This is a genomic window from Janthinobacterium sp. (assembly GCF_009923995.1).
In the GTDB taxonomy this organism is placed as follows: domain Bacteria; phylum Pseudomonadota; class Gammaproteobacteria; order Burkholderiales; family Burkholderiaceae_D; genus Janthinobacterium.
The window spans coordinates 47,094-70,761 of the sequence record NZ_RFSK01000031.1; the positions used below are offsets into that span (position 1 = coordinate 47,094).

Consider the following 23,668-nt stretch of genomic DNA (forward strand, 5'->3'; position numbering starts at 1 on the left):
CCCTTTGCGGCCTGCGATGCTCGCTGTACTTCAGTACAGCTGCGCGTCTCGGCCGCAAATCATCGCCGCTCGCTACGCTTTGGCGGGACGTTTGGTGGCCTTCAATTCTTCCTTACCCCAATCCAGCCATGCGGGCGTTGCGCTCGCGTTCGAGACGCGTGATATAGCGCTGCACGTGCGCCAGCATGCTGCGCGGCAAGTCGACGAACTGGCAGCCGAGGCGGCGGTTCAGCTTATTGTTGAGCAATGTCATGTCCAGCGAGTTGCGGATCTGCAAAGTCGCCGTGACGATGCCGACGTCGGGCAAGTCGATGCGGCAGCCGGGATAGTCCCTGCCGATGGTCTCGCCCAGCATCAGCCTGTTGTCCAGGATGGCGATGCCGCCGCAGCTGATGTCGGCCAGCGGGAACAGGGTGTCGGCGCCGCCCAGCGAGGGCGGCAGGGGGATAGAGACGCGCACGGGATTGCTGACGGGCGTCGTCATGCGGTAAAACTCGCGCCGCTGCAGGCGGATCAGGGTTTCCGGCACGGCAATCTTCAGGGCCGGCGTGCCGCCATAGTTGCACTCTTCCACCAGGGCGCTGGCGAACAGGATGCGGATCTTGTCGAGCGAGGTTTCAAACGAGATGCCCGTGGCGGCCACCATGCGCCGGTTCTGGTCGGCATTCACGGAACGGTCGAGGATGACGGTGTTGCGTTCGGCATCGACTTCCAGGATGGAGGTGACGCACACATCGGATTCGCCGTGGATCAGCATGCGGATCAGCTGGTTCTTTTCGCTGATGCTGCGCAGCAAGGCGATGATTTCCCGCCGTGATTCCACTTCAAAGTCATGCCAGTTTTCGAGGCCGGAATCCATAATATGTGCTTGCATTGATGCCTGTCTATGTATCGGTGGGAAGTGAGCTGGTGTCGGGCGGCGGCGGGATCGGCCCGCCATTCGCAGATTCAATATGATATAACCAGGCCAGCAGTTCCGCAATCGCCCGATACAGGCCCGGCGGAATCTGGCGGTCCAGGTCCACATCCATCAGCAGCGCCACCAGTTCCTTCGATTCATGCACGAAGACGCCGTGTTCGCGCGCCGTGCTGATGATCTGCTCGGCGATCAGGCCGCTGCCCTTGGCCACCACCTTGGGCGCCGGCGTGCCGCTCTGGTAGGCCAGGGCGACGGCCGTCTGCGGCACCTTGCGCTTGCTGTCGTCAAGCATCTTCGTCTCCCGCCGCCGCAGGCGCTGCCGCTGCTGCGTCGGCCTTGCCGGCGATGCTCAGGGAGGTCAGGGGCCAGCCGGCCGCATCCAGCGCCGTTTCCAGCCGCGCCGCATGCTGGCGCAGGGTGGCGGCGCTGTCCTCGCTGCCGGCCTGCAGCTGGATGGCCACGCGCCCGCCCTGCAGCACCACTTGCGCGGCGAGGTCGCCCAGCAGGGGAAACTGGAAGCGCACGCTGCTGCGCCACGCCGTGGCCTCGTCCGCTTCCGCGCCGTCCTGCTGCTGGCCTTCCGGCGCATCCCGGCTGATATCCCACTGCATCTGCTGCCCGGGCCACGCTTCGCCCTGCCACTGCACGCGCGCCTGTTCGTGCGTGTGCAGCTGCAAATTGATCAGTTGTGCCGAGGCCAGGTCCGTGCCCGTGCGGGCCGCGTCGCCCTGGGCGGCCCGCTGCATCTGCGGTTCCAGCAGCAGCGAGGCCAGCGGGCGCTTGCCTTCGGCCCATTCGGCCACGTGGGATTCATAGAACAGGCCGCTGCTGGCGACGGCATCGCGCAGCTTTTGCGCCACGCCGGCCGGGTCGGCGCCGGGCGTGGCCATCAGCGCGGCCTTGCCGACCAGCGACAGGGGCGCGCCGGGCACGCTTTCGGCCTGCACCAGCACGCTGCTGATGGCGCGCGCCGTCGTGCTCAGCTCGGGCGCGGGCGTGTCGCCGGCCAGGTCGGGCAGCAGGTTGGCCGGGGTCAGCGGTGCCCGGCCGAGCAGGGCGGCGGCCGTGCTGCCCGTCCGCATGCCCGCCTGGGCCGCACCGGCCTGGGCGCCGCGCGCGGCGGCCGCCTCCGGTTCCGCTTCGGCGTCCGCGTAGGTCAGCAGGGGATGGGCCGCCTGGTCGCGGGCATTGCCGATTTGAAAGGAGGGACGGGGATTGATGCCGATCAAGGTCAGCGGGATTTCCGCGCCCAGCTGGGCGCCGGCGGGCAGCTGCATGCGGGCCGGCGTGCCGGCCACGCGCACGAGATAGCTGCCGTCGCCCATGCGGGCCAGCACCTGGCCCTGCATGGACTTGCCGATCAGGCCCTGCAGCGAGCGCTGGAATTCGGCCTGGCGCGGGTCGGCGACGGTGTCGGCCGGACGCGTGCCCTTGACCGGGGTCATGGGCGTCATGCCGATCGCATCCATCTTCGGCAACATGGCGCCCCCGTTTGCGTCTAGACGCCGTAGGCGTTGGCCAGGCGCCGTTCGGTGCCGGTGCTATTGATCAGCTTGGACAATTGCGCCATCCATGGCGTGGTCAGGTCGCGGATCTTGCGGTCGTCTTCCAGGATCTGCTTGATCAGCGCCACCTTGCGCAGGCGGCCGGCGCTTTCCAGCACGACTTTTTCCTCGTTCGCCTTCAGGGCGGCCACATGCGCGCTGATGCGCTGCTCCAGCACTTCCAGCTGGTCCCAGTCGGCATTCGTGGCGGCGGTGACCATCTGGCCCGTCAGGGCTTGCATGGCTTCGTAGGTGGTCAGGACTTCTTGATTCGTCATCATGGATCAGGCGCTCGCAAGGCTGGGCATACGTTTCAGGTCGGCGCCAGGGGTGGCGGCGGGCGTGGAACCAATGGCGTTCCAGGTTTCGCGCAAGTCGGTCAGCAGGCGCTGCACCTCTTCCAGCACGGTGATATCGTTGTTCAGGTTGGCCGCCAGCAGGCGCGCGCCCATGTATTCGTACAGGGCGTCCAGGTTTTCGGCGATTTCGCCGCCCACTTCCTTGTCCAGGCTGGCGCGCAAGCCATTGTCGATGATCTGGATGGCGCGCGAGATGGCCTTGCCTTTTTCCGGCACGTTGCCCGATTTCATGTGCATCTGCGCGCTGAGCACGGCCACCAGGGCGCCGTCGTACAGCATCACGATCAGCTTGTGCGGCGACGCCGAGACGATGCCCGTTTCCAGGCCGACCTTGGCATAGGCGTTGACGCCGCGTTGTTGGGTTCCAAACATGTGATTCTCCTGATGATTGGGCTTAGCGGTTGGCGGCGATGGCGGCCAGCTGCTGGGTCAAATAGGTTTGCGTGCTTTGCAGGCTGCTCAGGGTGACGTCGAGCCGCGTGAACTGCGCACGGTAGCGCGCTTCGATGTCGGTGAGTTTCGAGCTGAACTTGTCGCGCTGCGTCGCCACGTCCTTGATGCTGTCGTTGATCCCCTTGCTGCGGTTGGTGAGGATGCCGTCGGTGCCCAGGAAGGAGGTCGCCAGGTTGTTCAGCTGATAAGCATAGCCCTGGGAAAAACTGACCGTGCCCCGTTCGCCGACCGTGCCGCCCGTAATCTCGACCTTCAGGCCTTCCGTCGCCGAGCCGGGCGCGCCGGTCAGCGTCTGGCCCGAGCCGACGACGGGCTGGCCGCCCAGCGTGCCGGCGACATCCTTGCCTTTTTCCGATGTCGCCGTGCCGAACAGGTCGGAAACGGGCGTGCCCGTCAGGCTGACCAGAGAAAAGTTCGACACGGAACCATAGCGGGCCGAGGCGATTTTCAGGCTGCCGTCCGCTTCGACGGAGGCTGCCACGGTCGAGCCGGTATCGGAAAAGGCTTTCACGCCGTTGATGGACGATTGCAGCAAGGTCGCCAGCTCCTTCTGCGAGTAGGTGCCGGCCGGCACGGTGACCGTTGCCGTGTTCTTCGGCGACGACGGGTCGCTGTCGTTCAGGGTCACGCTCCAGGTGGTGTCGCTGGCGATGGTCGTCGTGGCGCCCAGGGGCGCGCTGCCCTTCAGGCTGCCCTGGCTGGCCATGGTGCTGACCACCAGCGCATAGGTGCCGGGCTTGGTGGCGGCCGTCGAGCTGGTGAACGACACCGTGCTGTCCGTCGTCTTGCCGAGCGCCGCGAACAGGCCGCCGATGTCGGTGAAGTTGCTGCTGATGGCCTTGTCGAGCTTGCCGCTATCGAGGGCCAGGCTGCCATCCTTCTGGAACGAGATGCCGACCTGGCTCAAGGTGGTGAGGCTGGTGCTCAGACCGGAAATGGAGCTGCTGAGCTGGCGGCGCAGCTGGCTCTGGATGGATTGCGCCGTCGAGTCGCCCACCAGCACGCCCGCATTCTTGGTTTCCGGATCGTAGGCCGTCAGTTTGGAAATCGAGGCGTTCAGGTCGTTATAGGCCTTGACGAAGGCATTGATGCTGGTCTTGACGGTCGAGGTATCCTTGGCAACGGACATCGAGGTGCTGCCCACCTTGATGACGTTCAGCGTCACGCCTTCGATGGCCGTATCGATATTGTTGGAGCTGCTGGTGATCGGGATGCCGTTGACGCTCAGGGCCGTATTCTGCGCGGCGCTGTTCTGTTTCAGGTTCTGCACGCCGGCCGGGTCATAGGACAGCAAGTCGCTCAGGGCCTGGTCCACGGGCTGGCCGGCGGCGGCGGACAGGGTGATTTTCATGGCCGAGTTGGCGCCCGTCTTGGTCGAGCTCAATACCAGGTGATACGGGTTGTCGCTGCCGTCGGAGACGATGCTGGCCGTGACCCCCAGACCGGCGTTGTTGATGGCGTCGCGGATGCCCTGCAAACTGTTGTTGGTGGCGTCGATCACCACCGATCCCGTCGCTTGCGTTCCGTCCTGGGCGAACGAGGTGCCCATGTAGGCGCCGCCCGAGCCTGCCGTGAGGCCGGCGGCGGCGGGATTGCTGCCGGTCACGGCGATGGGGCTGGCATTGCCCGAGCTGAGCGTCACCGAACTGCCGAAGGTCGCATTCGAGCCATCCGTCGTCACGCCCGCCGCATGGCCGATGCCGCCCTGTACGTCGCCCGTGACGACTTCCTCGATGTTGAGGTTGGAGCCGTCCGCCCGGGTAAACTTCAGGGTGCCGTCGGCGGCCTTGCCGCTGACGGTGATGTTGGCGGCCGCCAGCGCGTTCGAGACGGCGTTCGGGCCTTCCAGCGTGGTATCGAGCGAGGCGGCCGTAATACCGGCGCCGCCGGCGACGCCATTGCCCTGGGTGACGATCTCGATGCCGCCGACCGACAGCGCATACGTGCCGGCGGCGCCCGTGGAGACGTTGCCGAAGCCGCTGAACAGGCCAGCGCTGCTGGCGGTTGGCTGTGCCGTGGCCGTTACACCGGTGGTGCTGCTCTTGGCGTTGATGGCATCGGCCAGGGCGCGCGCGCTCTTGGTGCCGCTGTCCGTCGGAATGGCGGTGCCGTTGATCACCAGCGAGCCGTTGCTGATGCCGTTGAGCATGGTTCCGCTGGACAGGCTGCTGCCCACCACGCCGAAGTTGCCGCCGCTCAAGGAGCCGAGCTGGAAGGAAATGGTTGTCTTGGCGCCGCTGCCGATCGTCGACAGCTTGTTCGCCATGCCGCCCGAGGTCAAGGTCTGCGACTGGGCCAGCTGGGTGACGTTGATGTTGTAGTTGCCGGGCACGGCTTTGGCGCCGGCCGATGCCGTGAGGACGGTGAGGTCGCCCGGCGTGGCGCTGACGGCGCGGAAGCTCGACGTATTGCTCAGGCCCGTCAACGAGCCCTGGAAGGCGCTGACCGCGCCGCTCAGGGTGCCCATGGCGCTCAGCTTGGCCTGGTACGATGCTGTTTTCTTGTCATAGGTAGCCAGCGGCATCGATTCCGCATTCATCAGCTTGTCGATAATGGCGTTCACATCCAGGCCGCTGGCGCCGGCGCCGATGCCCGGGGATGATAAAGTTGGTGAGATAGCCACTGAATGCTCCTAGGAAAACATTAATATAAGCTGTTATCGGCAGAATCAATCAGGACTTGAGAGGGGGATTTAGGCCCCTGTTTTCAGCGCGGCGCCGGGATGGCCGGGCAAAGGGGCGCAGGGTAGGGCCAGGCGTGGCCGCTGCCCGCTGCGGGGCGTGGAAAAAAAACAGGGACCCGGCGGTGCTTACCGGCGGATCCCGTGGTGGTGCTTGCGGTGCTGCGGCGGCCCTGCATGCAGCGAGGGCATGTTTCAGGCGCTCTGGCTGATGAGGTTACCCCTGGCCGATTCGAACGACTTGGCAATTTCCAGGGCTTCCTTGGTCGGTATCTGCCGCAGGACTTCTTTTGTTTCCTGATCAATCACCTTGACCACCGTGCGCTGGCTATCTTCGTCGATGGAAAATTCCAGGCCCTGGGTCTTGATTTGCGGCGACTGATTCAGTTCGGAAACGGCCTTGTCCAATTGATCACGGCTGGGCTCCCGGGTTTTTTCTGCCTGGCCCGCCTGCTCGGCAGCCGTTGCTGCGCGCGCCGGCACGGGACGTGCAGTCGGTGTATCCGTCGAGTAACTCTTCTCAACTCTGGCCGCGGAGGCGGCCGCTATCGCATCGATAGTCATGGTGCTCTCCTAGTGAAAATTCCCCTGCCGAAAAAATTCGGCAGGGGAACCTGAGTCCAGCGATGTAGCGAGGCTAATCGGGGATTAGCCGCGCAGCAGGCTCAGGACACCGTTAGGCAGCGAGTTTGCTTGCGCCAGCATGGCGGTACCAGCTTGTTGCAGGATCTGGCCACGGGTCAGGCTGGCCGTTTCTGCAGCAAAGTCGGTATCGACGATGCGGCTGCGCGACGAGGACAGGTTTTCCGTGGTCGATTGCAGGTTCGAGATCGCCGACGAGAAGCGCGATTGCAAGGCGCCGTACTGCGCGCGTTGGCTGTTCACCGTGGCCAGGGCCGAGTCGGCGATTTTCAGCGCCAGTTGCGCGCCGTCGAACGTGGTCACGTCCAGCGACGATACGGCGTTCAGCTTCGAGGTGCCGGTCAGGGCCAGGCCCGAACCTGCATCCTTGACTTCAAAGCTCTTCGGCGAGTCGAAAATGACGCGGCCGTTGGCAACTGCCGTACCGGCGACGCCAGCGATCGAGAAGCCGCCTGCAGCCGTTGGCACGTCTTTCGTCGTTGCCGTATCGGTTTTGTACGTGCCGACGCCCAGGATCGTGTTGGCGGTCGCGGCCGTATTGTTGACCGTGATGTCGTTGCCGGTGGCGTTGGTCAGCTTGATGCCCTTGTTGACGGAATCGTACTGTGCCGTCACGCCGGTATTGGCCGTTTGTGCATTGATGGCGCTGATGCCTGCGGCAAAGTCGCTGGCCGTCGTTGCCGTGCCGCCCACCGAGAAGGAAATGGCCACGGCGTTCGCGTTATCCGATTTCAGGGACAGCGAGTACGATTCCACGCCCAGGGTCAGTGCCACGTCGGTACGGGCTTCCGCCGTCACGCCGGTCTTTGCCGTCTGGCCGTTGATACCGGCGGCGATTGCCTTGGCGCTGTCGCCGGCGACGGTCGTGTAGGTGCCCGAACCGAGCGAACCGTTGACGACGATGTCCTTGCCGCCCGCGATGGTGGTGGCGGCAGCTGCCTGCACGGAATCGTTGGCGGTACGGTTGTTACCGTAGGTGTTGGTCAGGAAGTTCGAGCCGCTGGCCGAAATCAGCTGGTTGGCATCGGCGCCGACCTGGAAGTTGGCCGTGCCCATGGTGCCGTCCAGCAGCGCTTGGCCGTTGAACGAGGTGGTTTGGGCGATACGGTTGAGTTCCGAGCTCAGCTGGCCTACCTCGGTTTGCAGCGCCTGACGGTCGCTCGACGAGTTGGTGGCGTTCGACGATTGCACGGCCAGTTCGCGGATACGTTGCAGGATGTCGCCCGAGCTCGACAGTGCACCCTCGGCCGTTTGGGCCAGCGAGACGCCGTCGTTTGCATTGCGGGTTGCTTGGGTCATGCCGCGGATTTGCGACGTCATGCGGTCGGAAATCGCCAGACCAGCAGCGTCATCCTTGGCGCTGTTAATACGCAGACCGGAGGACAGGCGTTGCAGCGAGGTGCTCAGCGCCGATTGCGAGGTCGACAGGTTGCGTTGCGAGTTCAGGGAAGCGATGTTGGTGTTAATTACTGCAGCCATGTTAATTCTCCAGACAGGTACTACATTGCGCTATGTGCTAGTCACTTTGGCCTGCCCCGCTGTTCCGGGACAATCAAGCCGCTGTTGTTTAGGGTAACGGTTGCTCTGCGGGAAAATTTATGGCGAAAAACGCTTTAAATTTTATTTTTCAGCCCTTCAGTTTGTGTCGCGCCGCGCGCTAGACGACATGTTTTTCGGAAACTTGAGGGAAAAAATAATTTTATTTTCGCGGGACCACACCAGGCGTGGGACGCATGGCATGCGGAGGGAAATTGTTCTTTTGGCATGCTTTCTGCGGCGCGCGCGCCCCTTGCCGGGCAAGGCTGCATGAAAAATGCCGTCCGGCCTGGCGGCGGGACGGCATGCGGGCGGTGCCGGGGGGAGGTCAGTCCGCCACCACCACGCGGTTCTTGCCCGTCTGTTTCGCCTGGTACATGGCGCGGTCGGCGCGTTTCACCAGTTCGGCCTGGTCTTCGTTGGGGTGGCGCAGGGCCACGCCGGCCGAGAAGGTGATCAGCACTTTCTCGTTGTCGTGCAGGAAGAAGTGGCGCGTCAGCTCGCGCTGCAGTCGGGTCATCGTCGAGGCGGCCGCATCGACCGTCGTTTCCGGCAGCAGGATGAGGAATTCCTCGCCGCCGAAGCGGGCGATGACATCCATCGAACGCAGGGTTTCCTTGACGATCTTCACCAGGTGTTTCAGCGCCGCATCGCCGGCCAGGTGGCCATAGGTGTCGTTCAGGCGCTTGAAGTCGTCCAGGTCCAGCATGGCGATGCACAGGGGCGTGCCGCGGCGGTCCGAGCGGGCCGTTTCGCGCTCGAACACGTCGTCCAGGCCACGGCGGTTCAGGCTGCCCGTCAGCTGGTCTTCCCGTACCAGTTCGCTCATATGCTGCAGCTTGGCTTCCAGGGTGTGAATGCGCTGTTCCGCATCCTGCACTTCCTGGCGCGCCAGCACCATTTTGTCGCGTGCGCGCAACGCTTCGTTCTGCACCATGCGCGTTTCGCGCAGGACTTCGTCGAGCACGCTGTTCAGTTCGCTGATGTTTTCCGCCTGGCTGATCTTTTCCGAATAGCCGCCGATCTTTTCGTGGAAGTCGCCCGTGCTGGCCGCCACCTGGCCCAGGCGGTCGATGAAGGTCATCATCATGTTCTTGACCGTCAGCTTGACGTCGGACAGACTGTGCTTGAGCTGGCCCTGCTTGTAGATGACTTCCTTCAGGCTGCGCGTGGCGTCTTCCAGCGCGCGCTGGTCCAGCGGGCCGGCGATCAGGTTTTGCACGGCGTCGACCTGGCCGCGCAGCCAGCTGTCGTCGTCCAGCAGCTGGCTGACGTTGTCCAGCAGCAACTTAAACAGGCGCAGCAGCAGTTCCTGCTGCTCGGCCGTATCGCCGCTTTTCAGTTCGATCTGGTAGCACAGCTGTTTCAGGCGCAGGGCCGCTTCGTTCAGGGCCTCTTCCGTGTGGGCCTGCTTGATTGCGGCGCCCAAGGACTCTGCCTCTTCCACCAGCGCGGGCGTGCCCGTCAGCAGGGTGGCGACGGCAAAGCCCAGGGTGCGGCTGAGCAATTCGCGCAGGGTGCGCGTCTGTTCGCCGTCCGGCAGGGGCGGCAATTCGATGCCGCCGCCTTTCTTGACCTGCTTTTCCGCCAGCTGCGCCAGGGTGCGCGCATAGCTGTCCCAGTCGCGCGCCTTCAGGGCACGCTGGAAGCGCCGGCCAAAGTCGCCCAGTTCGCCTGCCGATTCGCTCATCTTGGCGGCAAATTGCGTCAGGACATTTTCCGCGCCGCCGTCCAGCGGGGCGCTGGCGGCCAGCACGGCGGCGGGGGCGGCCGGCGTGTCGGCGGCTTCGGTAATGCCGGCGATTTCATTGTAGATGTCGCGGTAGGCGCCCGGCGTGGGCGCGATGCGCCGCGTCGCCAGGCGGCGAAAGGCTTCGCGGGCGATATCGGCCGGATTCATCGGTGCGGCGCCGGTGGTAGTCGTGGCGCCAGCGGGTGCGTTTGCTGGCGAAGATGGCAATTTACTGGACATGTAGGCAAAGCCTTTTTAGATATATTCTAATTATCCCCATGATATGCGAGTTGGCAAAGAACTTATTGTGCGAGAAGCACGGAGAAGTCCGCCCAATTCGCCAGATGCCAGCGCGCATGCCGCCTTGGCGCCCGCCGGCGCCCGCCGTGGCGTCAATCCACCAGTTGGTTGCGGATGGCGTAGTGCGTCAGTTCGGCGCTGTTCTTGAGCTTCATCTTGACCAGCAGGCGGGCGCGGTATTCGCTCACGGTCTTGACGGACAATTTCAGTTCCTCGGCGATGGCGCCGACGGCCTTGCCCGAGGCAATCATCACCAGGGTCTGGTATTCCCGGTCCGACAAGGTGTCATGCAGCGCCGTTTCATGGTCTTCGCCCACCGTATTGGCCAGTTCCTGGGCCAGCGAGGCGCTGATGTACTTCAGGCCGCCCGCGACCTGGCGGATGGCCGTCACCAGTTCGCGCGGCGCGCTCTGCTTGGTCAGGTAGCCGGCGGCGCCCGCCTTGAGCGAGCGGATGGCGTACTGGTCTTCGCGGTGCATGGACAGCATCAGCACGGCCAGTTCCGGCTTTTCCTTCTTGATCTGCTTGAGTACGTCGATGCCGCTGCGGTCGGGCAGGGAGATGTCGAGCAGCAACACCTGGCATTTCGAGCCACGGAACAGCTTGATGGCGTCGTGGCCGTTTTCTGCCTCGCCGGCCACGATGATGTCTTTCGTGTCGGCGAGGATCTGCTTCAAGCCTTCGCGCACGATCGCATGATCGTCGGCGATGAATACCCGGATGGTGGCTTTTTCTTTCATGACTACGTTGTTTCCTATCTGAATCACTCGCGCCAGCCAGGGTCTTGCGGCGGTTCGCTGTGCGCTGGCGCGCTGGCTGCAGCCGCTATTATCGCCTCTCGCGGCGTTGCCAACCGTATTTTTATGCTCAGGACCGTACCGCCGTCCGGCCCTTCCATCAGGCTCAGGCTGCCGCCGAGGGCACTGGCGCGCTCGGCCATGCCGCGGATGCCGAACGATTGCGGCTTGGCGCGGTCGGACAGGCGCATGCCCACGCCATCGTCGGCGATGGTCAGGCGCAGCTGCTGGCGCTGGCGGGCCAGGCGCACGGTCACCTTGCCGGCCCGCGCATGCTTGGCGATATTCGTCAGCGCTTCCTGGGCGATGCGGAACAGGCTGGTGGCCTGGTCCAGTTCCAGTTCGATGTGCTGGCGGTTCGAGATGAACTGGCATTCGATGCCTGCCTGGCGCGCGAATTCCTTCACTTGCCAGTCCAGCGCGGCGACCAGGCCCAGGTCCAGCATGGACGGGCGCAAGTCCAGCGAAATGCGGTGCACGGCGTCGATGCTGCGGTCGACGAGCGCATCGACATAGTCGGCCTTTTCCTGCAGCAGCGGGTCGTCCGGCGGCAGGCGCCGCGTCAGCATGGCCAGGGCCATCTTGATCGCCGTCAAATTGCCGCCCAGGTCATCGTGCAGTTCGCGCGCCAGGCGCGTGCGCTCGTGTTCCTTGACCTTGTCGATATGCGCCGTCAGCTCGGCCAGGCGGGCGCGCGACTGGCGCACCTCGATCTGCTCGAGACGGCTTTCCGTGATGTTCGTCATGATGCCTTCCCACTGCACCGTGCCGTCGGCCAGCGCGCGCGGCGTGGAGCGCAGGTTGATCCATTTCACGTCTTTCCAGGCGTCCACCCAGATGCGGCCTTCCCAGTTCCAGCTCCACAGGGCGTTTTTTGAGGCCAGCATCGATTCCAGGTAGGAAGCGCGGTCATCGGCGAGGATCAGTTGGTAGAACAGTTCCGGGTGGGCATGCAGCTGCGCCGGACCCAGCCCCAGCAGGGCCTGGCAGCCGTCGCTCAGGTAGGGGAAGGCGGCACGCCCGTCCGCATGCAGGCAGAACTGGTACACGAGGCCGGGCGTATTCGAGACGATGGCGTTGAAGCGCGACTGCACCTGCGCCAGGGCGGCGGCCGTCGCCTGCGGCGTGCGCAAGTCTTCCGCCACGGCCAGGATCAGGGCGCGGCTCTGGCGGCTGGCGCGCGACAGCTGCAGCGACAGCGAGTACAGGCTGCCGTCGCGGCGCCGCTGCTGCAGGTGCAGCCGGGCTTGCGCACCGATGGCGTCGTCCAGGCCCGCCAGCACGGCGGCCAGCCGGGGCGCTTCCAGCTGCGGCGCCAGGCTGAAAACCGTCATCGCCTGCAGCTCCGCGCGCGCGTAGTGCAGGTTGGCGCAGGCGGCATCGTTGACGTCCAGCAATTGCAGGCTGGCCGCGTCGTACAGGTAGATTTCCGGCGCCGCCGCGCGCATGGCGTCCGCCAGCCGGGGAGTGTCGTGCATGGAGTGGCCTTTCTTCATCAGCGGCGGGCGCGCCAGAAGGCGGCGAAACGGCGCAGCACCCTTGCCGGACGGGAATTATGGCGGCCCGGCGTGCCCTTGCGCAAGCGCTGCCACCAGGCGCGACGGGCGCGGCCCAGGGCGGCCGACAAACGGCTGACGCGGCGCCACGGGCGCGTGGCGCGCAGGCGGGCGATCCAGCGGTCCTTGGTTTCCATGAACAGGCCATGCCAATGGGCAAACCAGGGCAGGCTGAGTCAAGCTGCTGGCCCTGCTGGCCATCGCGCGCCGCCCAGCTTGGCGATGACGATCACGCCGATGCCGGAAAATGCATGGCCGCGCGCGATGGCCAGCAGGGCCAGCAGCTTGACGGGGAACAGCAGCACGGCCGGCAGCACGAAGATGGCCAGTGCCCAGTAGGGCGGCAGGCGCTTGATCCATGCTTCCAGGGCATGCAGGGGCGGAAACTGCGCCACCACCTGCATGATGCGCGCGCCCGTCGCCCACAGCCATTCCTCGACGAGCAGGAAGATGGCGGCCAGGTAGACCAGCGGCGCGAACAGCCAGCGCCTGAATCGGTAGAATTTTTTCATCCGTCTCCGTGCGGCGGCGCGGGATGGCCGCCCTTGCCCCGATGATACGTCAAAAAAGCCCGCTTGCCCCTGCTTGCCGTGTGCCGGCAGGCGTCTGGCAGGGCTACAATAGACGCATGAATAAAGCCTTTGTAAAAGAATCCGACAACGACGACGATGAGGAAGCGGCCGCCCTGGCGCTGGCCATTCCTGCCGGCGCGAAGAACTACATCACGCCGGCCGGCTACCAGCGCATCAAGGAAGAGCTGCTGCAGCTGATCGACGTGGACCGTCCGGAAGTGGTGCGCATCGTCCACTGGGCGGCGTCGAATGGCGACCGCTCGGAAAATGGCGACTATATCTACGGCAAGCGGCGCCTGCGCGAAATCGACCGCCGCATCCGCTTCCTCACCAAGCGCATGGACCTGGCCGCCATCGTCGACCCCAGCGTGCACCACGGCACGGACCAGGTCTTCTTCGGCGCCACCGTCAAGTACCGCACGGGCGACGGCGAGACGCACACCATCACCATCGTCGGCATCGACGAATTCGACCCGCTGAACGGCAAGATCAGCTGGGTCTCACCCATGGCCCGCACCATCACCAAGGCGCGCGAAGGCGACGTGATCACCCTCAACACGCCGCTGGGCGAGCAGGAACTGGAATTGCTGGAAGTGACGTATCCGGCGCCGGGGGAGGGGTAGGCTTGCGTTGACGCAGGGCCGGCGATGGCATTTTCTGCCACGCTGGAGCTTTCCTTGCTCGGGGAGTGCTCATGGCCCGCGTCCAGCGGCTGTTTCTGCCGGGTATGCCGTTGCATGTCGTGCAGCGCGGGGCGGACAGGCAGGCATGCTTCTTTGATTCCGCCGATTTTCTTTGGTATCTGCAGCAATTGCTACGGCACTCCCGTGCGCAAGGCTGTGCGCTGCATGCCTATGTGTTGATGACGAATCATGTGCACTTGCTGCTCTCTGCGGAGAGTATTTCTTCCGTCTCGCGCATGATGAAGGCCTTGGCGCAGGAGTACGCACATTACGTCAATTGGCGCCGCCATCGTACCGGGCCGCTATGGGACGGGCGCTACAAGTCCTGCGTCGTGCAGGATGTCACCTATCTGCTGGCGTGCCAGCGTTACATTGAACTCAATCCCGTGCGCGCCGGCATGGTGCGCTATCCGGGACATTACCGCTGGTCCAGCTATCGCTGCAATGCGGAGGGGCGCGAGGATGCTCTGGTACAGCCACATCCACTTTATTTCAGCATGGGGAAAAACCAGGGAGAGCGGCGGCACGCCTATGCCGCTTTATTTCATGCCGATGAGGAGGTGGCGCTGCAGGCTCTGCGTGCCGCCAGCCTTGGCAATGGGGCGGTGGGAAGTGACGAGTTTGTGAGGGAATTGCAAACCCGCAAGGCGTAAGGGCTGGGGTCGGACCCTGAGGGTCCGACCCCAGTCTTTGCCTTGGGGTTTATTTAATTACGTTCGCGCAAGATGCGGTTCACGCCGGCGACGCGGCGCACGTTGCGCAGCAGGGCGGCCAGGTGGACGCGGTCCTTCACCTGCACGGTGAAGCGCAGCTGGTCGAGGACGTTGTCCTTGTCTTCGTCCATGCCGACGTAGATGATGTTGGCATCCGATTCGCCGATTTCGGCGGCCACGCGGGCCAGGATGCCCCGTTCGCTGTTGATCAGCACCTTGATGCGGCAGTCGAAACGGCGGTTCAGTTCGGTTCCCCAGCGCACGGCGATCCAGCGGTCCGGTTCCTTGGCGCGCTGGCGCTTCGCTTGCGAGCAGTCGCTCGTGTGCACGAGCAAGCCCTGGTCGCGGCGCAGCTGGCCGATGATCTGGTCGCCGGGTATCGGCAGGCAGCACGGCGCCAGCTGCACGGAGACGCCTTCGCTGCCGCAGATGGTGACCGGGTCGAGTTCGCTGCCGCTATTGTGCTCCACCGGCATGCTGGCCGCTTCGCCGCCGATCAGGCCGAAGATGTGGCGCGCCACCAGCGTGGCCATGCGCTTGCCGATGCCGATGTCCGCGTACAGCTCGTCCATGGAATTGGCGCTCGACTCGTTGAGCAGGCGCTCCACCAGCGGCGCCGGCAGGTCGGCGTCGATGTTCAGGGTCTGCAGCGCCTGCGACAGCAGCTGCTGGCCCAGGGCGATCGATTCGGGCAGGTTGATCGTGCGCAAATGGTGGCGGATGGCCGAGCGGGCCTTGCCGGTGCGCACGAACGACAGCCACGTCGGGCTGGGCCGCGACGAGGAATCGGTGATGATTTCCACGATGTCGCCATTGTGCAGCTCGGTGCGCAGGGGCGAGGTTTCGTTGTTGATCTTGACGGCCACGGTCTGGTCGCCGATGCCCGTGTGGATCGAATAGGCGAAGTCGATGGCCGTGGCGCCGCGCGGCAGGGCGATGATCTTCGACTTCGGCGTAAACACGTAGACGGAATCGGGGAACAGGTCGACCTTGACGTGTTCGAGGAATTCGGCCGAGTCGCCCGTCTGCTGCTGGATGTCGAGCAGCGACTGCAGCCACGCATGCGTGCGCTGCTGCAGGTCGGACGGGTTCGATTCGCCGCTCTTGTACAGCCAGTGCGCCGCCACGCCGGACTCGGCCGTGCGGTGCATTTCCTGCGTGCGGATCTGGAATTCCACGGGCGTGCCGTAGGGGCCGATGACGGTCGTGTGCAGCGACTGGTAGCCGTTCAGCTTGCGGATCGCGATGTAATCCTTGAACTTGCCCGGCATGGGCTTGTACAGGCTGTGCAGGGTGCCCAGGGTCACGTAACAGTCGGCAAAGCTGCCCACCACCACGCGGAAGCCGTACACGTCCAGCACTTGCGAGAACGACAAGTGCTTGTTGCGCATCTTTTTGTAGATGTCGTACAGGGTCTTTTCGCGGCCCGTGACTTCGGCCTCGAGTTCGGCCATGGACAGGGTGCTCTTCACCGCTTCCATGATCTTGTTGACCACTTCGCGCCGGTTGCCGCGCGCCGCCTTGACGGCTTTCGCCAGGGTGCGGTAGCGCATGGGGTACAGGTGCGAGAACGACAGGTCCTGCAGCTCGTGGTAGATATTGTTCAGGCCGAGGCGGTGCGCGATCGGCACGTACACTTCCATGGTCTCGCTGGCGATGCGGCGCTTTTTCGCCGCCGTCATGAAGTCCAGCGTGCGCATATTGTGCAGGCGGTCGGCCAGCTTGATCAGGATCACGCGCACGTCGGAGGCCATGGCCAGCAGCATCTTGCGGAAGTTTTCCGCCTGCGCCTCGATCTGGCTCTGGAATTCGATCTTTTCCAGCTTCGACAGGCCGTCGACGAGGTGCGCCACGGGCGCGCCGAAGCGCTCGATCAATTCTTCCTTCTTGACGTCCTGGTCTTCCATGACGTCGTGCAGCAGGGCAGCCATGATGGCTTGCGCGTCGAGCTTCCAGTCGGCGCAGATTTCCGCCACGGCGATCGGATGCGAGATGTACGGTTCGCCCGAGCGGCGCATCTGGCCCAGGTGCATTTCGTCGGAGAAGCGGTAGGCTTCCTTGACTTTTTTCAGGTCGGCGGGAGACAGGTATTCGGCCAGCTTGTCGGCCAGGTGGCTGACGGAGGCGACGCCGAGGGCGGGCGCTGGCGGTGTTGCGGAGGCAGTCCCAGCGGACGTGCCGGTGCCGGGCGTGGTAGCGCCCTGCGATTTTGCCGCCTGGCGCGGGGCCAGGGGCGGCAGTGCTGCGGAAGTCGTGTCGGCTGGGGTCAGACTCATAAAACGTCGCGTTGCTTCACAGTGTGAATAAAGGATACGGTAGAACCAGGGGTCAGCACTGTTCCGGCACGCGGGCTCCCAATTACATCGGGACCTTTTTCAGCATTTCGATGCCGACTTTACCGGCAGCGATTTCGCGCAGTGCGACAACGGTAGGCTTGTCCTTGGCTTCCACCTTTGGGGTGTGGCCTTGCAGCAACTGACGTGCGCGATAGGTCGCAGCCAGGGTCAGCTGGAAACGGTTGGGGATCTGCTTCAGGCAATCTTCGATTGTGATACGGGCCATAGTAACTCCTAAAATTTTTGCGTGGTGCTGTGTATGAACTGGCGTGCCGTTGCAGCGTTTTTACTCTGCGTGCAGGCCCAGCTGGGCGAATAGCGATGCGTTGCGGGCCGCTTGTTGCGCAAACCGGCAACGGGCCGCTCTCACGATCGCGCTCAGTTCGGACAAAGCGACCGTAAACTCTTCATTGATAATAACATACTCGAACTCGGGAGCGTGTGCGATTTCGCCGCCGGCCGCCAGCAGGCGGCGCGTGATCACGTGCGGCTCGTCCTGGCCGCGCTTGTTCAGGCGCTCTTCCAGCGCATCGATGGACGGCGGCAGGATGAAGATGCCGGCCGCGCGGGGGAATTGCTTGCGCACCTGGCGCGCGCCCTGCCAGTCGATTTCCAGCAGGATATCGGTGCCGGCGGCCATTTGCTGCTCCACCATGATGCGCGAGGTGCCGTAGTAATTGCCGTGTACTTCCGCCCATTCCAGGAACTCGCCCTGCTCGGCGCGCGCGACGAAGTCCTCCGCCGTCGTGAAATAGTACTCGCGGCCATGCTGCTCGCCCGGACGGGGCGCGCGGGTGGTGGTCGAGATCGACAGCTTGATGCCGGGCTCTTGCGCCAGCAAAGCATTGACCAGTGTCGATTTGCCGGCGCCCGAAGGCGCGGCAACCACGAACAGGCTGCCGGAGAAGGCGGTAGGGTGGCTCATGCGGATCTTTCCATAATCGTGTTGTCGGCGCGGCTGCCTGCGCAGGCGGCGCCCAATCCGGTATTTTACCAAGAGGCAAGGCACTGGGCCAGCCCCTGCCCGTGGCTTGATAAAAAACAAACCGGGCCGGCGGATTTCAGCGGGGCAGCCGTCCCAGCGCGATTTCGCCCGCATTCAGGACGATGGCGCGCCCGTTCACGTCGGTGCAGTCGCGGTTGTTGATGCGCACGACCGTGCTGTCGACGGACACTTCCGCGCCCAGGCTGCTGCGCGAGCAGATGCGGTAGGAAGCGGCGTCGGCGCCCGTGTAGATGGCGGCACCCCGTTCCTTGAGCGCGAAGCACCCGGACGCGCAACCCTCGATAGCGTACGGCGACGGCAGCTGCGCCGTCTGCGCCTGCGCGCCGGCCCCCAGCAGTGCCAGGGCGGCGCAGGCGCATGTCCATGGGCGCGGGATGGTCATGGCTTATTCCAGGTTCTGTACTTGTTCGCGCATCTGCTCGATCAGCAGCTTCAGGTCCATCGAGGCGTCGGCCAGTTCCTTGACGGATGCCTTGGCGCCCAGGGTGTTGGCTTCGCGGTTGAGTTCCTGCATCATGAAATCGAGGCGCTTGCCCACCTGTCCGCCCTTGGTCAGGATGTGGCGCGTCTCGCCCAGGTGCGCCGACAGGCGCGCCAGCTCTTCCGAGACGTCGATGCGGATGCCGTACAGGATGACTTCCTGGCGGATGCGCTCCATGGCGTCCTGGCGCGACAGGGCCGAATTCGAACCCTGGCTGGCCAGGCCCAGCGCATCCTGCATGCGTTCGATGGCTTTTTGCTGGAAGGCCGCCACCACTTGCGGAATCAGGGGGGTGATGCGCTTGACGATGGCTTCCATCGCTTCGATGCGCGATACCAGCACGGCTTCGAGCGCCGCGCCTTCGCGCTTGCGGCTTTCGACGAAGGCGGCCACGGTGCGCTTGGTCAGCGCGCCCACGTCCGCCTGCAGGGATTCCTGGCCGACTTGCGCTTCTTCGATGACGCCAGGCCAGCGCAGCAGTTCAGCCACCGTCATGACGGGGGCGGAGACGAAATGCTGGCCCACTTCGTTTTGCAGGCGCGCCAGCTCCGTCAGCAGGGGCAGGTTCAGCGCCTGCGTGCCGGCCGTCGCGGCCTTGCGGCCAAAGCTCAGGCGTACCTCGACCTTGCCGCGCGTGATGGCGGACATGACGGCGGCGCGCAAGTCGGGCTCCAGCGCCCGCAGATCGTCGTTGATCCGGAATTGCAGGTCGAGAAAGCGCGAATTGACGCTCTTGATTTCAATTGTCAGTGTGCCTGCAGCACCTTCGCTGGTGGCAACCGCGTAGCCTGTCATGCTTGAAATGCTCAAAGGATTCCCCGATTTGATCTTGTATACAGTCACTTATACACTTAATCAGCCAGCGCAGGCAATACCCGCCCTCGCCGTAAAACAGGCCCGGATCGTCCGATGGCCTGAAAATTGCTGAATAGTGTGCGTTTTACGGCATTGTAAAGAAAATTGTGTATGGCGGGGCAGGATTGTAGGGATCATGTGTGCAGCGCGCGCCCTGGCGGCTTGCGTTGTTGCATGACTGCAAATATGCGCCGGCGCGGTGGTAGAATCGCTGCCGCCACCCCAATCACACAGGACATCCCATGACATTTGAATCCCGCCCGAGCGGCCGCGCCGTCGACGCGCTGCGCGCCATCCGCATCACCCGCCAGTACACCAAGCATGCCGAAGGCTCGGTGCTGATCGAGTGCGGCGACACCAAGGTCATCTGCACCGCCAGCATCGAAGACAAGGTACCGGGCTTCCTGAAAGGCAAGGGACAGGGCTGGTTGACGGCCGAGTACGGCATGCTGCCCCGTTCGACGCACACGCGCATGGACCGCGAAGCGGCGCGCGGCAAGCAGTCGGGCCGCACGCAGGAAATCCAGCGCCTGATCGGCCGCTCGCTGCGCGCCGCCTTTGATTTGCAGGCCTTCGGCGAACGCACGCTGCACCTCGATTGCGACGTCATCCAGGCCGACGGCGGCACGCGCACGGCCTCCATCACGGGCGCCATGGTGGCCGCGTATGACGCGTTTTCCCAGCTGCAGGCGCGCGGCGCCATCGCCGCCATTCCCGTGAAAAGCTTCGTCGCCGCCATCTCCGTGGGCGTCTACCAGGGCATGCCGGTGCTGGACCTGGACTACGTGGAAGACTCGGGCTGCGACACGGACATGAACGTGGTGATGACGGAAGCGGGCCACTTCATCGAAGTGCAGGGCACGGCCGAAGGCGCCGCCTTCGACCGCGCCGGCATGAACCGCCTGCTGGACCTGGCGCAGGGCGGCATCGCCGACCTGATCGCCCTGCAGAAGCAGGCATTGGGCATCTGATCTTTACATAGATTTACATGCTGTCGCCCGCCCGGCGGGCAAAATTCTCCGCCGCTGCCGCTTTTTGTCGCAGCGGCGGGGCGAGGTCAGGGGAGCGCAAAAGGTTTACAATGTCGGCACTTCATACAGCCCCGCAGTTCCGCGCAGGGCTGGCTCAACCCGGATATTGTCACATGACCCAACGCCTCATTCTCGCCTCCAACAACGCCGGCAAGCTCAAGGAATTCAACGAGCTGCTCTCGACCATCGGTTTTTCCGTCCACGCCCAGGGCGAGTACGACGTGCCGGAAAGCGACGAGCCATTCCATACCTTCGTTGAAAACGCGCTGCAAAAGGCGCGCCATGCGGCTCGCCTGACGGGCCTGCCGGCGCTGGCCGACGATTCCGGCGTGTGCGTCAATGCGCTCGGCGGCGCGCCGGGCGTGTATTCGGCCCGCTATGCGGGCGAACCGAAGTCGGACGCGGCCAACAGCGCCAAGCTGATCGCCGACCTGGAGGCGCATGCCGACAAATCCGCGTATTACTATTGCGTGCTGGTCTACGTGCGCCACGCGGACGATCCGCAGCCGGTGATCGCCGACGGCCGCTGGAACGGCGAGATGATTGCCGCGCCGCGCGGCCAGGGCGGCTTCGGCTACGATCCCCACTTCTACCTTCCCGCCCTGGGCAAGTGCGCGGCCGAACTGACGTCCGATGAAAAGAACGCGCTGTCGCACCGGGGCCAGGCCCTGCGCGCCCTGGTCGAGAAACTGCGATGATCCCGATCAAACTGGTGGGCGCCGCTGCCAAGTCAGCCGCCAAGCCCGGCGCGTCCCCGGCGCCGCAGGAAGGCATTTCCGGCGCGGCCGGCGCGGCGCTGCGCTATCTGCAGCCGGGTGCCCTGAACCTGGCGGCGCTGCCGCCGCTGTCGCTGTACATCCATTTCCCCTGGTGCGTGAAGAAATGCCCGTACTGCGACTTCAATTCGCACGAGGTTCGCGGCAGCTTCCCGGAAGAGGACTACCTGGCGGCCCTGCGCCTGGACCTGGAAATGGCGCTGCCGCTGATCTGGGGCCGCAAGATCCACACCATCTTCATCGGCGGCGGCACGCCCAGCCTGATGTCGGCGGCGGGGCTGGACCGGCTGATGTCGGACGTGCGCACCCTGCTGCCGCTGGAGCCCGATTGCGAAATCACCATGGAAGCCAATCCGGGCACGTTTGAAACGGAAAAGTTCAAGTCCTACCGCGCCAGCGGCATCAACCGTCTGTCGGTCGGCATCCAGAGCTTCAATGGCCGCCACCTGCAGGCCCTGGGCCGCATCCATGACGACAGCGAAGCACGCCGCGCGGTGGACATCGCGCATGCGCATTTCGACAATTTCAACCTCGACCTGATGTACGCGCTGCCCACGCAAACCCTGGCCGAGGCGCAGCAGGACCTGGAAACGGCGCTGGCGTTCGCGCCGCCGCACCTGTCGCTGTACCACCTGACCCTGGAGCCGAACACCCTGTTCGCCAAGTATCCGCCCGTGCTGCCGGACGACGACGAGAGCGCCGACATCGCCGACATGGTGGCCGCGCGCGCGGCGCAGGCGGGCTATGGCCGCTATGAAGTGTCGGCCTACGCCCAGCCGGGCCGCCAGGCCAGGCACAACCGCAACTACTGGGAATTCGGCGACTATCTCGGCATCGGCGCCGGTGCCCATTCGAAGATCTCGTTCCCGCACCGGGTGCTGCGCCAGGCCCGCTACAAGCAGCCGAAGGCCTACATGGAGGCCGTCGCCGCCGGCCAGCCGGTGCAGGAAGAGCGCGAACTGGCGCGCGAGGAAATGGGTTTCGAGTTCATGCTCAATACCCTGCGCCTGACGCAGGGCTTTTCGCCCAACCTGTTCGCCGAGCGCACGGGCCTGGCCATCAACGCCATCGAGCAGCCGCTCAATGCGGCAGAGGCAAAGGGCTTGCTGTACCGCGACCATCAGATCATCCGCCCGACGGAGCGGGGCCTGTGCTTCCTGAACGACCTGCAGCAGATGTTCCTGGAAGATTAATGGATCAATGCGGGGCGATGGCGCGCAGGCGCTGCAGCTTGGCCGCATACAGGGTGTGGTCGCTGTGCGTGGTGCTGTTGTCCATCGCCAGTTCCAGCTGCTTGTCCGCCTGCGCCAGCTGTCCCAGGCGGGCATAGGCCTGCGCCAGCCAGAAGTGGAATTCGTGGTAGTAGGGATCGCGCGCGATTTCGCGTGAAAACAGGCGGATCGCCTGCACGTAATCGTTTTGCTGCATGGCCGCCTTGCCCAGGTTGAAATAGTAGAAGGGCGGCTGCGGCTGCAGCGCCAGCAGGCGCCGCCGCAGCGGCAGCGCTTCCTCGCGCAGCCCTGACGCTTCCAGGACCTGCGCCAGGTTCGACAGCATCACCGTGCTGTCCGGCGTGCGCGCCAGCGCATGGTCCAGCGTGCGCCGCGCTTGCGCCAGGTCGCCATGGCGGAACTGGATCACCCCCAGGGTGTTGTAGGCGCCGCTGAACGAGGGATCCTGCAGGAGGGCCGCCCTGGCCCACCAGTATGCCTGCTCCAGCCGGCCTTCGCTCATGGTTTCGGCGGCGCGGTTGTTCATGTACATGGCCAGCACCGTCGCTTCGCTGATTTCGCGCGTGCGGTAGCCCGCCACGTCGCCGGACGGCAGGAAGTCGATCACCATCATGCCCTTGGCGTCGTAGTTGTTCGGGTTGTCGCCCAGGCGCTGGCCCAGCACCAGGTTGACGTGGCCGGCGACAAAATACATGTCGCCGCTGCGGCTCCAGCTTTCCTCGCCCAGCACCTCCTGGTAGCGCACCTGCAAGCCCATTTCATGCGCCAGCGCTGCCGTCATGATCACCAGCGACAGGCAGTTGCCGTTGCGTGCTTCGAACGTTTCGCGCGCATTGCGGGTCATGGCCGCATCGTATTCGAGCTTCAGCCTGGATTTGTCGTACAGGGCCTCGTACAGCGCCACGCGGGGATTGCCGTCGCGCGCCGCGTGCCGCACATCCGTCTGCACGTACTGGCGCATGGCGTCGCTGAGGGCGAAGACCTGGCCCGCATCGATGGCGGCGGCCGGCGCAAAATCGCTGTCGTTGAAGATGGGGGGCAAGCTGGCGGGCGGTGCGGCGGCGCAGGCGGCCAGCGCGGCGCAGAGGAGGACGGCAAGCAGACGCCCGATGTGCCGGGCGCTGGCAACGCATACAGAATAAGGGCGCATGATTTTTCCCTGAGGGGCGCCCGCGTTCTTGGCTGCATGGTGGCGCGCCCGTCCCACCTGAAACCAGTATCGGCGCGCCGGTGGCCGCTGTCAAATACTTTCAGCGGCCCGGGGCGGGCAGATCGAGGGCCGCGGCCGCGATGCCTAAAACTCTTCCCAGTCCTGGTCGCCGGCGATGTGCGATGGCGTTTTGTGCGCCGCAGCACCGGCCGCCCTGGGCGCGGCCGGCTTGCTGGCCGCGCCCAGGGCGGCCGGTGCTGCGGCGCACAAAACGCCATCGCACATCGCCGGCGACCAGGACTGGGAAGAGTTTTA

At 64.6% G+C, this 23,668-nt stretch carries 24 protein-coding genes; 5 read left to right on the plus strand and 19 right to left on the minus strand.

Going from position 1 to position 23,668, the window contains the following annotated elements:
* Positions 1 to 112: 112 nt before the first annotated feature.
* The 13 genes from EBS11_RS16310 to EBS11_RS16370 form a co-directional block, all read right to left on the minus strand.
* Positions 113 to 859: a flagellar brake protein gene (locus EBS11_RS16310; RefSeq protein WP_290604411.1), complete on the minus strand. Its 747-nt coding sequence runs from the start codon at positions 857 to 859 to the stop codon at positions 113 to 115.
* Positions 860 to 884: 25 nt separating this feature from the next.
* The gene (locus EBS11_RS16315; protein ID WP_290604413.1) at positions 885 to 1,211 is read right to left on the minus strand and encodes an EscU/YscU/HrcU family type III secretion system export apparatus switch protein; all 327 of its coding nucleotides are present in this window, start codon (positions 1,209 to 1,211) and stop codon (positions 885 to 887) included.
* Positions 1,204 to 2,400: a flagellar hook-length control protein FliK gene (locus EBS11_RS16320; RefSeq protein WP_290604415.1), complete on the minus strand. Its 1,197-nt coding sequence runs from the start codon at positions 2,398 to 2,400 to the stop codon at positions 1,204 to 1,206. Before EBS11_RS16320 ends, EBS11_RS16315 begins: the two co-directional genes overlap by 8 nt.
* Positions 2,401 to 2,417: 17 nt before the next feature.
* A complete protein-coding gene (locus EBS11_RS16325) occupies positions 2,418 to 2,744 on the minus strand; it encodes a flagellar protein FliT (protein ID WP_290604418.1) in 327 nt (108 codons plus the stop codon).
* A gap of 3 nt (positions 2,745 to 2,747) precedes the next feature.
* Complete coding sequence (gene fliS / locus EBS11_RS16330) at positions 2,748 to 3,194, minus strand: flagellar export chaperone FliS (RefSeq protein WP_290604420.1); 447 nt, start codon at positions 3,192 to 3,194, stop codon at positions 2,748 to 2,750.
* A 22-nt stretch (positions 3,195 to 3,216) separates the two neighbouring features.
* On the minus strand, positions 3,217 to 5,898 hold the full coding sequence (gene fliD, locus EBS11_RS16335) for a flagellar filament capping protein FliD (RefSeq protein ID WP_290604422.1): 2,682 nt from the start codon (positions 5,896 to 5,898) through the stop codon (positions 3,217 to 3,219).
* 252 nt (positions 5,899 to 6,150) lie between these two features.
* Positions 6,151 to 6,519: a flagellar protein FlaG gene (locus EBS11_RS16340; protein ID WP_290604424.1), complete on the minus strand. Its 369-nt coding sequence runs from the start codon at positions 6,517 to 6,519 to the stop codon at positions 6,151 to 6,153.
* An 84-nt stretch (positions 6,520 to 6,603) separates the two neighbouring features.
* A complete protein-coding gene (locus tag EBS11_RS16345) occupies positions 6,604 to 8,076 on the minus strand; it encodes a flagellin (RefSeq protein WP_290604426.1) in 1,473 nt (490 codons plus the stop codon).
* 385 nt (positions 8,077 to 8,461) lie between these two features.
* Positions 8,462 to 10,033, minus strand: coding sequence for a diguanylate cyclase (locus EBS11_RS16350; protein ID WP_290604464.1), 1,572 nt, complete (start codon positions 10,031 to 10,033; stop codon positions 8,462 to 8,464).
* A gap of 224 nt (positions 10,034 to 10,257) precedes the next feature.
* On the minus strand, positions 10,258 to 10,905 hold the full coding sequence (locus EBS11_RS16355; RefSeq protein ID WP_290604428.1) for a response regulator transcription factor: 648 nt from the start codon (positions 10,903 to 10,905) through the stop codon (positions 10,258 to 10,260).
* A 23-nt stretch (positions 10,906 to 10,928) separates the two neighbouring features.
* Positions 10,929 to 12,440: a PAS domain-containing sensor histidine kinase gene (locus EBS11_RS16360; protein ID WP_290604430.1), complete on the minus strand. Its 1,512-nt coding sequence runs from the start codon at positions 12,438 to 12,440 to the stop codon at positions 10,929 to 10,931.
* Positions 12,441 to 12,457: 17 nt separating this feature from the next.
* Complete coding sequence (locus EBS11_RS16365; RefSeq protein WP_290604432.1) at positions 12,458 to 12,655, minus strand: hypothetical protein; 198 nt, start codon at positions 12,653 to 12,655, stop codon at positions 12,458 to 12,460.
* Between the two features lie 39 nt (positions 12,656 to 12,694).
* Positions 12,695 to 13,030 carry a hypothetical protein gene (locus EBS11_RS16370; RefSeq protein WP_290604434.1) on the minus strand — a complete coding sequence of 112 codons (336 nt, stop codon included), beginning with the start codon at positions 13,028 to 13,030 and terminating at the stop codon, positions 12,695 to 12,697.
* 116 nt (positions 13,031 to 13,146) lie between these two features.
* Here EBS11_RS16370 and greB point away from each other — a divergent pair, with 116 nt between their 5' ends.
* On the plus strand, positions 13,147 to 13,713 hold the full coding sequence (gene greB / locus EBS11_RS16375; RefSeq protein WP_290604437.1) for a transcription elongation factor GreB: 567 nt from the start codon (positions 13,147 to 13,149) through the stop codon (positions 13,711 to 13,713).
* A 71-nt stretch (positions 13,714 to 13,784) separates the two neighbouring features.
* On the plus strand, positions 13,785 to 14,426 hold the full coding sequence (locus tag EBS11_RS16380; protein ID WP_290604439.1) for a transposase: 642 nt from the start codon (positions 13,785 to 13,787) through the stop codon (positions 14,424 to 14,426).
* A 53-nt stretch (positions 14,427 to 14,479) separates the two neighbouring features.
* On the opposite strand, the gene EBS11_RS16385 is transcribed toward EBS11_RS16380, so the two are convergent.
* The 5 genes from EBS11_RS16385 to EBS11_RS16405 all read right to left on the minus strand — a co-directional run bounded on the left by EBS11_RS16385 (position 14,480) and on the right by EBS11_RS16405 (position 19,104).
* Complete coding sequence (locus tag EBS11_RS16385) at positions 14,480 to 16,762, minus strand: bifunctional (p)ppGpp synthetase/guanosine-3',5'-bis(diphosphate) 3'-pyrophosphohydrolase (RefSeq protein ID WP_290604441.1); 2,283 nt, start codon at positions 16,760 to 16,762, stop codon at positions 14,480 to 14,482.
* Between the two features lie 82 nt (positions 16,763 to 16,844).
* Positions 16,845 to 17,048 (minus strand): DNA-directed RNA polymerase subunit omega, encoded by a 204-nt coding sequence (gene rpoZ / locus EBS11_RS16390; RefSeq protein WP_010400723.1) that lies wholly within the window; start codon positions 17,046 to 17,048, stop codon positions 16,845 to 16,847.
* Positions 17,049 to 17,108: 60 nt separating this feature from the next.
* Positions 17,109 to 17,747: a guanylate kinase gene (gmk, locus tag EBS11_RS16395; RefSeq protein ID WP_175533142.1), complete on the minus strand. Its 639-nt coding sequence runs from the start codon at positions 17,745 to 17,747 to the stop codon at positions 17,109 to 17,111.
* Positions 17,748 to 17,883: 136 nt separating this feature from the next.
* Positions 17,884 to 18,210, minus strand: a complete 327-nt coding sequence (locus tag EBS11_RS16400; protein WP_290604448.1) for a hypothetical protein — start codon at positions 18,208 to 18,210, stop codon at positions 17,884 to 17,886.
* 3 nt (positions 18,211 to 18,213) lie between these two features.
* Complete coding sequence (locus tag EBS11_RS16405) at positions 18,214 to 19,104, minus strand: YicC/YloC family endoribonuclease (protein ID WP_290604450.1); 891 nt, start codon at positions 19,102 to 19,104, stop codon at positions 18,214 to 18,216.
* A 302-nt stretch (positions 19,105 to 19,406) separates the two neighbouring features.
* Between EBS11_RS16405 and rph the strand changes: the two genes are divergently transcribed.
* The 3 genes from rph to hemW all read left to right on the plus strand — a co-directional run bounded on the left by rph (position 19,407) and on the right by hemW (position 22,164).
* Positions 19,407 to 20,135: a ribonuclease PH gene (rph, locus tag EBS11_RS16410; RefSeq protein ID WP_034787067.1), complete on the plus strand. Its 729-nt coding sequence runs from the start codon at positions 19,407 to 19,409 to the stop codon at positions 20,133 to 20,135.
* Positions 20,136 to 20,308: 173 nt separating this feature from the next.
* Complete coding sequence (rdgB, locus tag EBS11_RS16415) at positions 20,309 to 20,893, plus strand: RdgB/HAM1 family non-canonical purine NTP pyrophosphatase (RefSeq protein ID WP_290604452.1); 585 nt, start codon at positions 20,309 to 20,311, stop codon at positions 20,891 to 20,893.
* The gene (gene hemW / locus EBS11_RS16420) at positions 20,890 to 22,164 is read left to right on the plus strand and encodes a radical SAM family heme chaperone HemW (RefSeq protein WP_290604454.1); all 1,275 of its coding nucleotides are present in this window, start codon (positions 20,890 to 20,892) and stop codon (positions 22,162 to 22,164) included. Before rdgB ends, hemW begins: the two co-directional genes overlap by 4 nt.
* A gap of 4 nt (positions 22,165 to 22,168) precedes the next feature.
* On the opposite strand, the gene EBS11_RS16425 is transcribed toward hemW, so the two are convergent.
* The gene (locus tag EBS11_RS16425) at positions 22,169 to 23,353 is read right to left on the minus strand and encodes a tetratricopeptide repeat protein (protein ID WP_290604456.1); all 1,185 of its coding nucleotides are present in this window, start codon (positions 23,351 to 23,353) and stop codon (positions 22,169 to 22,171) included.
* Positions 23,354 to 23,668 lie beyond the last annotated feature (315 nt).

Coding starts and splice junctions, on each gene's coding strand:
- EBS11_RS16310 (WP_290604411.1), bottom strand. CDS start 859: ATGGATTCCGGCCTCGAAAACTGGCATGACTTTGAAGTGGAATCACGG.
- EBS11_RS16315 (WP_290604413.1), bottom strand. CDS start 1,211: ATGCTTGACGACAGCAAGCGCAAGGTGCCGCAGACGGCCGTCGCCCTG.
- EBS11_RS16320 (WP_290604415.1), bottom strand. CDS start 2,400: ATGTTGCCGAAGATGGATGCGATCGGCATGACGCCCATGACCCCGGTC.
- EBS11_RS16325 (WP_290604418.1), bottom strand. CDS start 2,744: ATGATGACGAATCAAGAAGTCCTGACCACCTACGAAGCCATGCAAGCC.
- fliS (WP_290604420.1), bottom strand. CDS start 3,194: ATGTTTGGAACCCAACAACGCGGCGTCAACGCCTATGCCAAGGTCGGC.
- EBS11_RS16340 (WP_290604424.1), bottom strand. CDS start 6,519: ATGACTATCGATGCGATAGCGGCCGCCTCCGCGGCCAGAGTTGAGAAG.
- EBS11_RS16345 (WP_290604426.1), bottom strand. CDS start 8,076: ATGGCTGCAGTAATTAACACCAACATCGCTTCCCTGAACTCGCAACGC.
- EBS11_RS16350 (WP_290604464.1), bottom strand. CDS start 10,033: ATGAATCCGGCCGATATCGCCCGCGAAGCCTTTCGCCGCCTGGCGACG.
- EBS11_RS16355 (WP_290604428.1), bottom strand. CDS start 10,905: ATGAAAGAAAAAGCCACCATCCGGGTATTCATCGCCGACGATCATGCG.
- EBS11_RS16360 (WP_290604430.1), bottom strand. CDS start 12,440: ATGCACGACACTCCCCGGCTGGCGGACGCCATGCGCGCGGCGGCGCCG.
- EBS11_RS16365 (WP_290604432.1), bottom strand. CDS start 12,655: ATGGAAACCAAGGACCGCTGGATCGCCCGCCTGCGCGCCACGCGCCCG.
- EBS11_RS16370 (WP_290604434.1), bottom strand. CDS start 13,030: ATGAAAAAATTCTACCGATTCAGGCGCTGGCTGTTCGCGCCGCTGGTC.
- greB (WP_290604437.1), top strand. CDS start 13,147: ATGAATAAAGCCTTTGTAAAAGAATCCGACAACGACGACGATGAGGAA.
- EBS11_RS16380 (WP_290604439.1), top strand. CDS start 13,785: ATGGCCCGCGTCCAGCGGCTGTTTCTGCCGGGTATGCCGTTGCATGTC.
- EBS11_RS16385 (WP_290604441.1), bottom strand. CDS start 16,762: ATGAGTCTGACCCCAGCCGACACGACTTCCGCAGCACTGCCGCCCCTG.
- rpoZ (WP_010400723.1), bottom strand. CDS start 17,048: ATGGCCCGTATCACAATCGAAGATTGCCTGAAGCAGATCCCCAACCGT.
- gmk (WP_175533142.1), bottom strand. CDS start 17,747: ATGAGCCACCCTACCGCCTTCTCCGGCAGCCTGTTCGTGGTTGCCGCG.
- EBS11_RS16400 (WP_290604448.1), bottom strand. CDS start 18,210: ATGACCATCCCGCGCCCATGGACATGCGCCTGCGCCGCCCTGGCACTG.
- EBS11_RS16405 (WP_290604450.1), bottom strand. CDS start 19,104: ATGACAGGCTACGCGGTTGCCACCAGCGAAGGTGCTGCAGGCACACTG.
- rph (WP_034787067.1), top strand. CDS start 19,407: ATGACATTTGAATCCCGCCCGAGCGGCCGCGCCGTCGACGCGCTGCGC.
- rdgB (WP_290604452.1), top strand. CDS start 20,309: ATGACCCAACGCCTCATTCTCGCCTCCAACAACGCCGGCAAGCTCAAG.
- hemW (WP_290604454.1), top strand. CDS start 20,890: ATGATCCCGATCAAACTGGTGGGCGCCGCTGCCAAGTCAGCCGCCAAG.
- EBS11_RS16425 (WP_290604456.1), bottom strand. CDS start 23,353: ATGCGCCCTTATTCTGTATGCGTTGCCAGCGCCCGGCACATCGGGCGT.